The organism is Leucothrix pacifica, assembly GCF_003172875.1.
Taxonomy (GTDB): Bacteria; Pseudomonadota; Gammaproteobacteria; order Thiotrichales; family Thiotrichaceae; genus Leucothrix; species Leucothrix pacifica.
Map to the genome: position 1 here is coordinate 68,219 of NZ_QGKM01000037.1, position 13,648 is coordinate 81,866.

A 13,648-nucleotide genomic window follows, 5' to 3' on the forward strand; every position below is an offset into this window, starting at 1 on the left:
GGCCGGTTTAGAGTGATTTTACGTTTTATAAATAACCACCGGTTGCCTGTATGGTGCGCTGCGTGTTTGGCTCGGATAGCCACACCACCAAGGCACTCTTTGTCTGCCCACTTTGCGGGACAGCTGGCATGGTCAGATTCCATTGTGACGGGTTGGCTGCAACGGTTTGTTGTTGATGATTCAATACCACAAAGTCATGATGCAACACGGTATCCACGTGAAATGCCATCGGAATGACGTCACGAAACAGTGTCGGTTTATTTTTAAAGGTGCTCAGCCAACGGTCTGCCGGTGGGCAACTGCTGCAGCCTTCTGAAGTGTACAGTTCAATAACATCGGTGGCGGTGGATTGACTGACATAGTCTTTGGCGAGTGCGGGTGTTGCAGCAGTGAGTGCTAATAACAGTCCGGCCACAATGGCTGGGCCGGGTTTAATTACTTGATTGATCATAGGGTTACCTCCGTTAGTGCCTCAATATACGAAGGCCTGCGTATTTTAGATTAGTTCAATCCGGACATCAGCCTGACTTTATAAGCAGAATCAACAGGAATGAACACATAAGTAAAATTAGGTCATGCTGACAATATCCATCGTTTGATACGGTGTGAAGGTTCGTTCTATTATCAGAAAAACACCTATTAACAATGGAAATCTTCAGCATGGCAAAACAGAAAAAGACCAAAAAGTGGCGCGGTCGTGGTCTTGATGAATCAGCATTAAACACGGTCGAAGCGTTGATCGACGATATGCCCATGCGACGCGACTTGTTGATTGAATACTTACACCGGATACAAGATAGCCAACATTGCCTTCCAGCGGCACAACTGAATGCTCTGGCGCACCTGATGAAGATTAGTCCGACTGAAGTGTACGAGGTCGCCAGTTTCTATCATCATTTTGATGTGGTTAAAGAGGAGGAAACCCCACCCCCGGCACTCACCGTCCGCGTTTGTGAGTCGGTTAGTTGCGATATGTTCGGCAGCAAAGATTTAATCGCATCACTTCAGGCAGAATATGGCGACGAGGTGCGTATCCAACCGGTTCCTTGTGTGGGTCGCTGTGAGTCCGCACCGGTTGCCGTTGTAGGCCAGCTACCGATTGCGAAAGCTACACATCAGTCTGTCGTCGAGGCGGTTACACAGGGTGAAACGACGCATTCGCCTGAACCTTACACGGATTATCAGGCGTATTTGGATAATGAAAGCGGTTATGTCACGTATCAGGATTGCTTGGATAAACAAATCACCCGCGAACATGTCATTGAGACATTGGAAAGTTCCAATTTACGCGGCTTAGGTGGCGCTGGTTTTCCGGTGGGTCGTAAATGGAAAATTGTCAGCGAGATGCCAGATCCAAAATACATGGCGGTGAATATTGACGAAGGGGAACCCGGTACCTTTAAGGATCGCTATTATTTAGAACGTGATCCGCACCGTTTCTTAGAAGGCATGCTGATTGCAGCTGAAGTGGTCGGTATCAATCACATTTATATTTATCTGCGCGATGAGTATGCGGACATCCGTCATATTCTGGAAACCGAGTTAAAAACGCTGGCAGAACAGGCAGACTTTACCTTACCTACGATAGAGTTACGTCGTGGCGCGGGTGCTTATATTTGCGGTGAAGAGTCCGCCATGATTGAATCTATCGAAGGTAAGCGAGGCATGCCGCGGTTACGTCCTCCGTTTGTGGCGTCAGTTGGTGTGTTTGGCCGTCCTACGCTGGAGCACAATATGGAGTCACTGTACTGGGTGCGTGACATGATCGAAAAAGGCACGGATTGGTTTACCAAAGAAGGCCGCCATGACCGCACCGGTTTGCGCTCATTCTCAGTCAGTGGCCGCGTGAACAAGCCGGGGGTGCATCTTGCGCCTGCCGGTATCACGGTCAAAGAGCTGATCGAAGAGTATTGTGGTGGCATGTTGGATGGTCAGACATTTTATGGCTATTACCCCGGTGGAGCTTCCGGTGGGATATTACCCGCAAGCTTGGGCGATGTGCCGTTAGACTTTGATACCTTGCAACCACATGGCTGTTTTATCGGCTCTGCTGCAGTAGTCGTGCTGTCGGATCAGGACTCTGCTAAAGACTGCGCGATTAACTCTATGCACTTCTTCGAACATGAATCTTGCGGCCAATGCACGCCGTGTCGCGTCGGCACCAGTAAAGCAATTCAACTCATGGAAAAAGACACTTGGGATACTGAGCTGATGAATGAATTATCCGACGTCATGGTTGATGCCTCAATTTGTGGCCTGGGGCAAGCCGCGCCGAATCCCATGCTCAGTGTGATCAAGTTCTTCCCTCAGGAGGTGAACAAATGAGCACTCAAAATAATACACACCACCCTATTTCATTCACGCTAAACGGTCAGAAGCTGCAAGCTGAGCACGGTGAAACCATCCTGCAAGTGGCTAAACGCAGCGATATCACTATTCCACATCTGTGTTACAAAGATGGGTTAGCAACCGATGGAAATTGCCGCGCCTGCGTGGTAGAGATCGATCATGAACGTGTGTTGGCACCGTCCTGCTGTCGCCAACCGACTGAAGGAATGGAAGTAAAGTCCGATAGCGAACGCGCGCAGAAGTCGCAGAAAATGGTATTAGAGCTGCTGCTATCTGACATGCCTGAAACTAAGTACACCCCGAATAATGAGCTGACCGACTGGGCTGAAAAAATGCAGGTGCAGACGCCTCGTTTTGACGCGCGTAAGGCAGTGCAGCAGGACTTATCGCACCCGGCCATTGCGGTAAATCTTGATGCGTGTATCCAGTGCACGCGCTGTTTACGTGCCTGTCGTGACGAACAGGTGAATGATGTCATTGGTTATGCCATGCGCGGGGCCGAGTCTAAAATCGTGTTTGATATTGATGACCCAATGGGTGATTCCAGCTGTGTAGGTTGTGGTGAGTGTGTGCAGGCCTGCCCGACAGGTGCGCTCATGCCGGCCAATAATGTTGGTTTAGAAGTACCGGATAAGCAGGTGAAATCAGTCTGCCCGTATTGCGGTGTGGGTTGCCAGCTAACCTACAATGTAAAAGACAATAAGATTCTGTTTGTGGATGGTCGAGATGGGCCAGCGAATCAAAGTCGATTGTGTGTAAAAGGACGGTTTGGTTTTGACTATGTACACAACTCCGAACGTTTAACCAAGCCATTGATTCGTCGTAGCGATGTGCCTAAAAATGTCGACTACATCGACTTTGATCCAGCCAATCCCGGCACGATATTCCGCGAAGCGAGTTGGGATGAAGCCCTGGACTTCGCCGCTGATGGTCTGAAGAAGATTCTCAAGGAAAATGGTGGCGAAGCACTGGCAGGCTTAGGCTCCGCCAAGGGGAGTAATGAGGAAGCTTATCTATTCCAGAAACTGATTCGTACTGGTTTTAAAACGAATAATGTGGACCACTGTACGCGACTTTGTCATGCCTCCTCAGTGATTGCACTGCTGGAAGGCGTTGGTTCTGGTGCTGTATCAAACCCAATGGGTGATGTGTCCAATGCCGATGTCATTATCATTACCGGTGCAAACCCGACAGTGAATCATCCGGTGGGTGCCAGCTGGATGAAGAATGCCATTAAGAATGGTACAAAGCTGATTTTGCTGGATCCGCGTCGTTCTGAGCTAACTCGACATGCAACACATCATGTGGCATTTAAACCAGCCAGTGATGTAGCGCTGCTCAACGCCATGATGCACGTGATCATCAAAGAAGATCTGACTGATAAAGCGTTTATCGAATCCAGAACAGAGAACTATGAGGAATTAGCTGCACATCTCGAAAGCTACTCGCCGGAGGCAATGGAGCCAGTTTGTGGGATTAAAGCGGACAAGATTCGTGAAATAGCGCGCTTGTATGCGACTGCGGATAACGCAATGATCCTGTGGGGCATGGGCGTGTCTCAGCATATTCATGGGACAGATAATGTTCGCTGCTTGATTTCTTTGTGCATGATCACGGGACAGATCGGTCGTGAAGGCACCGGTTTACATCCGCTACGTGGACAGAACAATGTACAGGGAGCTTCTGATGTCGGATTAATCCCGATGGTATTTCCGGATTATCAACCCGTCACTAACGAACAGGCGCGTCATCGTTTTGAGACACTATGGGGAACTGAGTTAAGCGACAAAGTAGGCCTCACCACGGTTGAGATAGTTAATGAGGCATATAACGGCAATGTGAAAGGACTGTATGTCGAAGGTGAAAATCCGGCGATGTCTGATCCTGACAGCAACCACGCTCGTGCTGGTCTAGCTAAGCTTGATCACCTGATTGTTCAGGATATCTTCCTGACTGAGACCGCTTATTATGCAGATGTAGTCCTACCAGCATCAGCTTTCCCTGAGAAAACCGGTACCTTTGTAAACTCTGACCGCTCGGTGCAATTGGGCCGTCAGGCGCTTGATCCACCGGGTGAGGCAAAACAAGATCTGTGGATTATTCAGGAGATCGCCAAACGTTTGGGACTGGATTGGCAGTACGATAGTGCTGAGCCAGTGTTCAATGAGATGCGACAAGGCATGGACTCAATCGCGGGAATCACCTGGGATCGTTTACAAAACGAGTCAGTCACCTACCCATGTAAGGAGGAAGGCGACGCCGGTTCACCGATTATCTTTACTGACAGCTTCCCGACGCAAAGTGGCAAAGCCTTATTAGTACCTGCCGCAATCGTTGCGCCTGATGAAACACCAGATCAGGAGTACCCATTTGTACTAATCACCGGCCGGCAACTTGAGCATTGGCACACTGGCAGTATGACGCGTCGTGCCTCAACACTGGATGCACTGGAGCCAGAAGCTTATGTTGCCGTTAATCAACGTGATTTATTGTCGCTCGGTCTGGAGGCTGGTGACACCTTAAAGCTACAAAGCCGTCGCGGTGAAATTACCGTAAAGACACGCATTGATGATTTAACGCCTGCAGGCACGGTGTATATGCCGTTCTGTTACTTTGAAGGGGCAGCAAATCAACTCACCAATGCAGCCCTCGATCCTGACGCTAAAATAGCGGAAGTCAAATACTGCGCAGTGCGAATTAGCGCAGCATAGGCGTAAAACGGCGCATTATCTTTCTGGTAGTGCGCCAGAATTATCATTGATTATTTAATGCTTTAGATTGAGTTTTACAATAATTAAGATTTATTTTTTATGTTGCACTGCAACCAAATTGACAATTCACTGGAATATCGATACTTTAAGTCGCGAATTCATAACGAATTTGGACCTTGGGTACGCCTACTGAACAAATTCATTTGCCTGTAAAATTGTGTCACTACGCTGTAATAATCGGGGATATCCTGACATTATTACGTGGTTATTAGCAATTCACCTTCGAGGATTCATCACACCTATGGAAAGCTCTTTAATTGCACAAGGGTTTGATCTCATGCTGTTCGGCATGGGTACTGTTTTCGTTTTTCTGACGCTACTGATATTTGCAACCACTGCGATGTCTAAAGCGATTCTTCGCTGGTTTCCTGAGAAAGTTGTGGAAGCACCAGCCCCCAGAAAGAAACCTGCTGCTGTCAGCGGCTCGGCCATTGCGCCAGCTACGCTGAATATTCTTCAGGCCGCAATCGACAAGCATCGCAAACGATAATCTACGACTCCCTGACGGGAAACTTCAACCTTTCTTGAGAACAACCAGAGTATTATGAGTCAGAATACAAGCACCGAAAATAATTCAGGACAACGCTTAGGCATCACTGACGTGGTTCTGCGTGACGGCCATCAGTCCTTATTTGCAACTCGCATGCGTCTTGATGACATGCTTCCCATTGCTGAGAAGTTAGACCAGGTCGGTTTCTGGTCTGTTGAGACCTGGGGTGGCGCAACATTTGATTCCTGTATTCGCTTTCTGGGTGAAGATCCATGGGATCGTATTCGCCAGCTTAAAGCAGCGATGCCAAACACCCCTCAGCAAATGCTGTTTCGTGCACAAAATATTCTAGGTTATCGCCACTATGCCGATGACGTAGTTAATAAGTTCGTCGAACGTGCTGCCGTTAATGGTGTAGATATCTTCCGTGTGTTTGACGCGATGAATGACACGCGCAATATGGAAACCGCGCTTAAGGCTGTTAAAAAAGTAGACAAGCATGCACAAGCTGCGATGTCTTATACCCTTAGCCCGGTTCACAACCTTCAGGGCTGGTTGGACATGGCACGACGTCTTGAAGACATCGGTTGTGATTCCATCATGATTAAAGATATGGCGGGTCTGTTGAAGCCATACACGGGTTATGAATTGGTTAGCGAGCTTAAGAAAGCGGTGTCTGTGCCGATTCATATTCAATGTCATGCGACCACTGGTTTATCTTCAGCGACATACCTGAAGTGTATCGAAGCGGGGATTGATAATGTTGATACCTCGATTTCTTCTATGTCGATGACTTATGGTCACTCACCCACCGAATCCATTGTTGCCATCATGCAAGAGCATGAGCGCGACACAGGACTTGACCTAAACTTGCTTGAAGAAATTGCGGCTTACTTCCGTGAAGTTCGTAAGAAGTACGCAAAATGGGAAGGTTCTTTGAAAGGTATCGACTCGCGTATTCTGGTTGCTCAGGTACCGGGCGGCATGCTGACTAACATGGAGAATCAACTGAAAGAACAAGGCGCTGGCGACAAGCTGGATGCGGTTCTGGAAGAAATTCCTCGTGTACGTAAAGATTTGGGTTACATCCCATTAGTAACACCAACATCGCAAATTGTAGGGACGCAGGCAGTATTGAACGTGCTGACTGGTGAGCGTTATGCAAAGCTGACTGGTGAAGCCGCTGGCGTTCTACGTGGTGAGTACGGTGCAACACCGGCTCCTGTAAATGAAGAGCTACGTGAAAAAGCATTGGCTGGTGATGAGTTGATTACTTGCCGCCCTGCTGATCTGATTGAAGATGAGTTGGATAAGCTGAAAGATGAGCTGGTTTCAATCGCTGAAGAGAAGTCTATCAAGCTGACTGAAGGTGAAGGGCTAATTGATGACGTGCTGACTTATGCACTCTTCCCGCAAATCGGCCTGAAGTTCCTTGAGAACAGAGATAACCCAAGTGCGTTTGAGCCTGTACCTACCGGTAATGAAAGCGCTGCTGTGATGACTGATGGTGGAGAAGAAGTTTACACCGTGACAGTTGATGGTACAGATCATGTCGTAACTGTCAGCAACGGTGGTGATATCACCGGAATTGTGCCGGTTGCCGGTGGAGCTGCTGCCAGCACGGGTGGAGCTGCCTCGCCTGCCGCCGCACCCGCTACGGGTGGTGAAGCGTTCCCTGCGCCAATGGCGGGTAATGTGTTTAAGGTACAGGTACAACCTGGTGAGATGGTTGAAGAAGGTGATGTTATGATCATCCTCGAGGCTATGAAAATGGAGATTACGGTTGTCGCACCGAAGTCCGCAACGGTTGTTGAGGTCACAGTGAGCGAAGGCGATGCTGTGTCACTTGGCGATACTTTGGTAACACTAGCCTAGGACTCTGACTCATGGATAATCTCTTAACACTGTGGAGCGATTCCGGAATCGCTCAGTTAGAAATGGGTCAGGCAGCCATGATGCTGGTTGGCTTAGGCTTACTTTACCTTGCCATTAATAAAGGCTTTGAGCCTCTGTTATTAGTACCAATCGCTGTGGGTACAATTCTGGTAAACGTGCCAGGCGCAAGCTTCGAGGCAGCCCCTGTATATGATGCAGCCGGTCATATGACCAGCCCTGGCGGTATGATGTATTACATCTATAACGTCGGTATTGCATCTGGTATGTTCCCACTGATCATCTTTATGGGTGTGGGCGCGATGACTGACTTTGGACCGTTACTGGCGAACCCAAAGACGTTACTACTCGGTGCTGCGGCACAGTTCGGTATCTTTGCAACGGTATTGGGCGCGGTTAGCCTAAGCGGCATGGGTATACTGGACTTCAGCATTAACGATGCTGCTGCAATCGGTATTATCGGTGGTGCAGATGGCCCTACCGCGATCTTCGTTGCCAGTATGTTGGCACCGGATATACTCGGCCCGGTGGCGGTTGCTGCTTACTCTTACATGGCATTGGTACCGATCATCCAACCACCCATCATGCGTGCACTGACTAACGAAAATGAGCGTGCGATTAAGATGACCCAGTTACGTCACGTGACTAAGACTGAAAAGATTGTATTCCCGCTCGCGGTATTGTTCTTGGTGGCCATGGTACTACCAAGTGCTGCCCCGCTATTGGGTATGTTCTGTTTTGGTAACCTGATGCGTGAAGCGGGCGTTGTGGATCGTTTAAGTGACACTGCTCAGAATGCTTTAATCAATATCGTGACCATCTTCCTTGGTTTAGGTGTTGGCTCTAAGATGAGTGCTGATAAATTCCTGAACTGGGAAACACTGGGTATCTTAGGTCTGGGTGCAGTTGCATTCTGTATCGGTACTGCCTCGGGTGTGTTGCTGGCTAAACTAATGAATAAGTTTAGTGAAACGCCGATTAACCCTCTGATTGGTTCGGCGGGTGTATCCGCTGTACCGATGGCTGCACGTGTATCAAACAAAGTCGGACTTGAGGCTAATCCTCATAACCACTTGTTGATGCATGCGATGGGGCCAAACGTAGCGGGTGTTATTGGTTCTGCGATTGCTGCCGGTGTGATGATTAGTATGGTTGGCGGTGGTTAATCACTGATTGTTAATCGTTACATCAGATATAATGAAACCGGACTTTTTAGTCCGGTTTTTTTATGGCCAGCACTTTATCCGGGATGCACATGACTGACTCATTAAAAACACCTTCTGCCAAACTGGGCTTGCCGCCTGGTTCACTCATTCATGTGGGTGATGTACTGGAGACAGAGACCCGAATGTCTGTCATTGATTACAGTTCTGGTCATCTGGAAAAAACAAACATCAGCAATATCGATGACATCCTGAAATACAGAGACAGCGATAGCGTCACGTGGTTAACCATTGAAGGGCTGGCCAATGTTGAGATCGTCCAGCGCATCGGCGAGATAATGGATATTCATCATCTGGTGTTGGAAGATATTCTAAATACCAATCAGCGGCCGAAATTTGAAGAATATGACGACCACCTCTTTATCGTACTGAAATGCTTGCTAGTTGATGAAGACGAAGATTTTGACGTGAGTTATGAACAGATCAGTCTGTTAGTCCTCAAGAACTTCGTCATCATGTTTAAAGAAAAGCAGGATGACATATTCCAGCCTTTGCAAAAACGCATCAAAGCCAGTAAAAGCAAACTAAGAACGCTCGGTACTGACTACCTGACTTACGCCATTCTGGACTCGATTGTGGATCAGAACTTTGTGCTATTGGATTCATTAGATGAAACCGTCACCATTCTTGAAGATCGACTGCTCGATTCCGAACCCACTAAAGAATTGCTGCACACCATTCAAAAGCTAAAAAGAGAAATTGTTGCTATCAGGCGCTATATCTCACCGGCCAGAGAACTATTGTCTGCCATGCTACGCAGTGACTCAGCGTTAATCGGAGATAGCACGCACCTCTATTTTCGCGACGTACTGGATCACACATTGCGGGTGATTGAGTCTATTGAGTCATACCGGGATATTTTGACCGGCTTACTGGAAATCTATACATCCAGTGTCAGTAACAAGATGAATGAAGTGATGAAAGTACTCACCATATTCACCTCTATTTTCACGCCGCTAACGTTTATTGTTGGGATTTATGGGATGAATTTCGTGAATATGCCGGAGCTGAAATGGTCGTGGGCGTACCCTGTACTATGGGGTGTGTTTATTATCATCCCGCTTGGATTGTTTGTGTACTTTAAGAAAAAGAAGTGGGTTTAGGGGGTTAAGGTAGCAGATGTTTATACCGCAACTGAGCTAATAGGAACGACCTGGCTCTCAGAGGTACTTTGATTCATTGGCAGTGTAATACCACAAAATGCTGAGGCCGTTACCTGCTGAAATAGGCGCTCATCTAATGGTGTAGCAACCATGCCATCCAACCTAAGCTGCATTAAACGAATAGGCCCACCAAAAATACAAGAGGCCGCCACAACAGGCTCCATCGCAACAAATTCACCCTGCTCGATACCTTGTTGCACAACCCCGCGAATTTTCTCAAAGCCAGCACTTTCGCATAATAACGGCTGGTCAGACAAAAACTCCGCATGCCTGATATTAAAGATATACGCCATGATGTCAGAGTGTGTTTCGGTATAGCCAAACATCAAACGAATGATTTCAGTGCACTGCTCGGTCGCTGTATTTCCGGCACTAATGCCATCATCAACTAACTCTTCAAACTCTCTGGAGATATGCATATAAAGCTGTTTGGCAATACCCTCTTTGCCCCCGAAGTGATTGTAAATAGAGCCAATACTCACATCAGCATGTTTTTGAATTTGATGAATCGACACGCTGTGAAAGCCATTTTTAATAAATAGCTCAAGCGCTGAAGTGAGTATTTTACAATCAATCGGTTCCGGGTCTGGAACCTGTCGTTTTAAGTAAGGCATTCCATAATAGTACCCTGTGCAAGAATAACTCGCAATTGACAAAAGTGAAGCTTCATTCTATTTTAATAAACAGCAATAGAATGAACCTTCACTACGTTCAATTGTTCTTACAAGGAGAAAATCATGTCTTACCGCAAGTCTTCACGTCTTCGCCGTACCAGCACACTGGCACTCGCCGTTTCTGCACTACTCGCATTTCCTACACTTCCATTACAAGCCGATGAAACCTGTATGTCGCCTTATATGGCTAAAATCACCGGACAGGAAGATTTCGTCTACATTTGGACTTTAGGTGTTGAGGGCTTGGGTGACGGACAAGACAAACTCGTCACCGTGGATGTCAATCCAAAATCTGACAACTATGGAAAAATCATCAACTCACTGTCCGTCGGTGGCCGCAATGAAGCCCATCACTCCGGACTAACCGATGACCGTAAATACCTATGGGCAGGTGGCTTAGACACCAATAAAATTTTTATCTTTGATGTTCACACTGACCCTGCCAAACCGACTTTAAAAAACACCATTGAGGACTTCACCTCAGCTACGGGTGGACTGGTTGGCCCACATACAACTTACGCATTACCAGGCCGCATGATGGTTACTGCCTTATCAAACAACAAAGATAATGGTGGTCGCACTGGTATGGCGGAATACACCAATGATGGTAAATATCTGGCAACTCACTGGAATCCACGCGAAGGTAGTCTGGGTAGCGCTGTCAAAACCGGTGAGCATGCCGACGGTTATGGTTATGACCTACGCGCCCTGCCTCGCCGCAATGTGATGTTTACTTCCTCCTTCACCGGCTGGTCTAACTACATGATGGACTTCGGCAAAATGCTCGGTGACGGAGAAGCTATGAAGCGCTTCGGCAATACTATGGTACGTTGGGATCTGCACTCAAGAAAGCCCCGTGAAATCATGGACGTGCCGGGAGCACCACTGGAAATTCGCTGCGCATGGCAGCCTCGTAATAACTGGTGCGTTACCACCACCGCATTGACCTCAAAAATCTGGTTGGTGCATGAAAACACTGAAGGTAAATGGAAAGCAGAGCCTGTAGCCGATGTCGGCGACCCTTCAAAAATCCCGCTACCGGTAGATATTTCCCTGAGCGCTGATGATCAGGGACTGTGGGTGAATACCTTCATGGACGGCAAGACCCGTTACTTTGATATGAGTGATCCGTTTAATCCGAAGCAAACCTATGAGAAGAAAATTGGTGCTCAGGTGAATATGGCTTCATCCAGTTGGGACGGAAAGCGCGTCTACTACACCTCATCCCTACTCGCCAACTGGGATAAAAAAGGCGACGACAATGAGCAATATTTCAAAGCGTATAACTGGGATGGTAAGGAGTTAGTGGAGCAATTTAGCATCGACTTTACGGCTGAGAAGCTGGGACGTGCCCACCAAATGCGTTTTGGTGCTTACTCACTGTATGCAAATGCCAGCCCGGTGAAGAAGCCAGCGACTCAATTGACTCAGTTATTAAAGAAATAATCGGGTATGTTAAAACGACTCGCACTACTTAGTGTCATCGGCTATTTAACGTTGGGAGTTGTTTGCTTAGGCGCAACTCCCGTTACCCCTGCGGTTGGCTACAACACGTTACCGTACGACTTACCGGCTGTGGGTAGTTACACATTACCCAGCATACAGGCAGCTGCAGATGGTGATGTGATCGACCGTAAGGCGCAGCCTCTTAAGCTGCATCAGATTTATGATGCAGCTGACAAGTACACGCTTCTGGGGTTTATTTACAGTAACTGCGGTGATGTGAATGGCTGCCCGCTGTCATCTTATGTGTTTTACAAAATCAAATCAGAAATGCAACGAGATCCGGTTCTGGCATCTCGTTTGCGTTTATTGAGTCTCAGTTTTGATCCGGAGCGCGATACCCCTGAAGTCATGGATCTTTATGGCAAGAACTTTGACTATGCCGGCCCAAAAGGCGAATGGCGTTTTCTGACAACAGATTCTGAAGAAACGCTCATCCCCATGCTGACGGATTATAAGCAAGACCTACAGCGTGAAATGACGGTAAATGGTGAGCCGGGAACGCAGATTTCACATGTGTTACGGGTATACCTGATTGATCCACAGCGCAATATTCGCAATATCTACAGCGTCGAGTTTCTGCACCCGGATATTATTATCAATGACCTCAAAACGTTGATTCAGCAGGAAGAATCCTCTCAACAGCCCACAGCAAAACTAACTTATGCAAATAACAAATACGAAGCGCTACAGCAACAAGCAATCCAACTTCGTAAAGGCAAACAAACCGATTTACACGCACTTGCGAACAATCCACCGTTAGGTTTGCCAGACTTATCAAAAGAAATAGTTAATGGCCTGACTCCTGAAAAAATAGCCCTTGGTAAAAAACTGTTCTTTGACCGCCGTTTATCCCTCAACAGCACGATGTCCTGTGCTATGTGCCACGTCCCCGAGCAAGGTTTTACCAGTAATGAAATTGCCACTGCAGTTGGTTTGGAAGGTCGTAGTGTCCGCCGCAATACCCCATCGCTGTACAATGTCGCTTACGCTGAAACACTCTTTCACGACGCACGTGAAGACTCATTAGTCCAGCAAGTCTGGGCACCCTTTTTAGCCAGAAACGAAATGGCCAATCCATCGGTTGCCGCCGTAGTTAATAAAATCAAAGGATTGAAGGATTACCAAAACAGATTCGAATCAGTTTTTAACAAGCCAGCAGGTATGGAAAATATTGGTGACGCCCTGGCAGCCTACCAGCAGACACTCCTGTCCGCTGACTCGCCCTTTGATCGTTGGCACTTTGCTAAACAATCAGCAGAGCAAGCTGGCATGAGCAAAGATGCGCAAGCGGGTTTTAAACTATTTACCGGAAAGGCCCGCTGTGCAAGTTGTCATCTCATTAAGGAAGACAGCGCGTTATTTACCAATCAGAGCATTCATAATACCGGTTTAGGCTATCAACGCTCCATGGGCATCAAACCAGCTAAAAAGAAAGTCGAGCTTGCTCCCGGTGTGTTTGTTGAGGTTGATCAATCGATTATTGATAGTGTGAGTGAAAAGCCGGCTGCTGATGTGGGTCATTATGAAATCACCCAAGATCCTGCAGATCGCTGGAAATCTCAACAACCACCAGCTAAAG

10 protein-coding genes are annotated in these 13,648 nt (G+C 47.6%); 8 read left to right on the plus strand and 2 right to left on the minus strand.

Translation table 11 applies throughout. From position 1 onward, the window contains the following. Positions 1-25: 25 nt before the first annotated feature. Positions 26-451 (minus strand): DUF1223 domain-containing protein, encoded by a 426-nt coding sequence (locus DKW60_RS13110; RefSeq protein ID WP_109838107.1) that lies wholly within the window; start codon positions 449-451, stop codon positions 26-28. 209 nt (positions 452-660) lie between these two features. Between DKW60_RS13110 and DKW60_RS13115 the strand changes: the two genes are divergently transcribed. The 6 genes from DKW60_RS13115 (at position 661) to corA (ending at position 9,829) form a co-directional block, all read left to right on the plus strand. After that, a complete protein-coding gene (locus DKW60_RS13115; RefSeq protein WP_245929708.1) occupies positions 661-2,325 on the plus strand; it encodes an NAD(P)H-dependent oxidoreductase subunit E in 1,665 nt (554 codons plus the stop codon). Next, entirely contained in the window at positions 2,322-5,060 is a 2,739-nt protein-coding gene (gene fdhF / locus DKW60_RS13120) for a formate dehydrogenase subunit alpha (protein ID WP_109838109.1), read from the plus strand. Before DKW60_RS13115 ends, fdhF begins: the two co-directional genes overlap by 4 nt. A gap of 301 nt (positions 5,061-5,361) precedes the next feature. Continuing rightward, positions 5,362-5,610, plus strand: coding sequence for an OadG family protein (locus tag DKW60_RS13125; protein WP_109838110.1), 249 nt, complete (start codon positions 5,362-5,364; stop codon positions 5,608-5,610). 54 nt (positions 5,611-5,664) lie between these two features. Beyond that, positions 5,665-7,485: a sodium-extruding oxaloacetate decarboxylase subunit alpha gene (oadA, locus tag DKW60_RS13130; RefSeq protein ID WP_109838111.1), complete on the plus strand. Its 1,821-nt coding sequence runs from the start codon at positions 5,665-5,667 to the stop codon at positions 7,483-7,485. A gap of 11 nt (positions 7,486-7,496) precedes the next feature. After that, on the plus strand, positions 7,497-8,669 hold the full coding sequence (locus DKW60_RS13135) for a sodium ion-translocating decarboxylase subunit beta (protein WP_109838112.1): 1,173 nt from the start codon (positions 7,497-7,499) through the stop codon (positions 8,667-8,669). Between the two features lie 89 nt (positions 8,670-8,758). Further along, on the plus strand, positions 8,759-9,829 hold the full coding sequence (gene corA, locus DKW60_RS13140) for a magnesium/cobalt transporter CorA (protein WP_109838120.1): 1,071 nt from the start codon (positions 8,759-8,761) through the stop codon (positions 9,827-9,829). 20 nt (positions 9,830-9,849) lie between these two features. Here corA and DKW60_RS13145 read toward each other — a convergent pair whose 3' ends face one another. Further along, positions 9,850-10,503 (minus strand): TetR/AcrR family transcriptional regulator, encoded by a 654-nt coding sequence (locus tag DKW60_RS13145; protein ID WP_109838113.1) that lies wholly within the window; start codon positions 10,501-10,503, stop codon positions 9,850-9,852. A gap of 123 nt (positions 10,504-10,626) precedes the next feature. On the opposite strand from DKW60_RS13145, the gene mtoX reads away from it, so the two are divergent. Both mtoX and DKW60_RS13155 read left to right on the plus strand, forming a co-directional pair. Next, complete coding sequence (gene mtoX, locus DKW60_RS13150; protein ID WP_109838114.1) at positions 10,627-12,009, plus strand: methanethiol oxidase; 1,383 nt, start codon at positions 10,627-10,629, stop codon at positions 12,007-12,009. A 6-nt stretch (positions 12,010-12,015) separates the two neighbouring features. Then, on the plus strand, positions 12,016-13,648 hold a 1,633-nt coding region (locus DKW60_RS13155; protein ID WP_109838115.1), incomplete at its 3' end, for a cytochrome c peroxidase.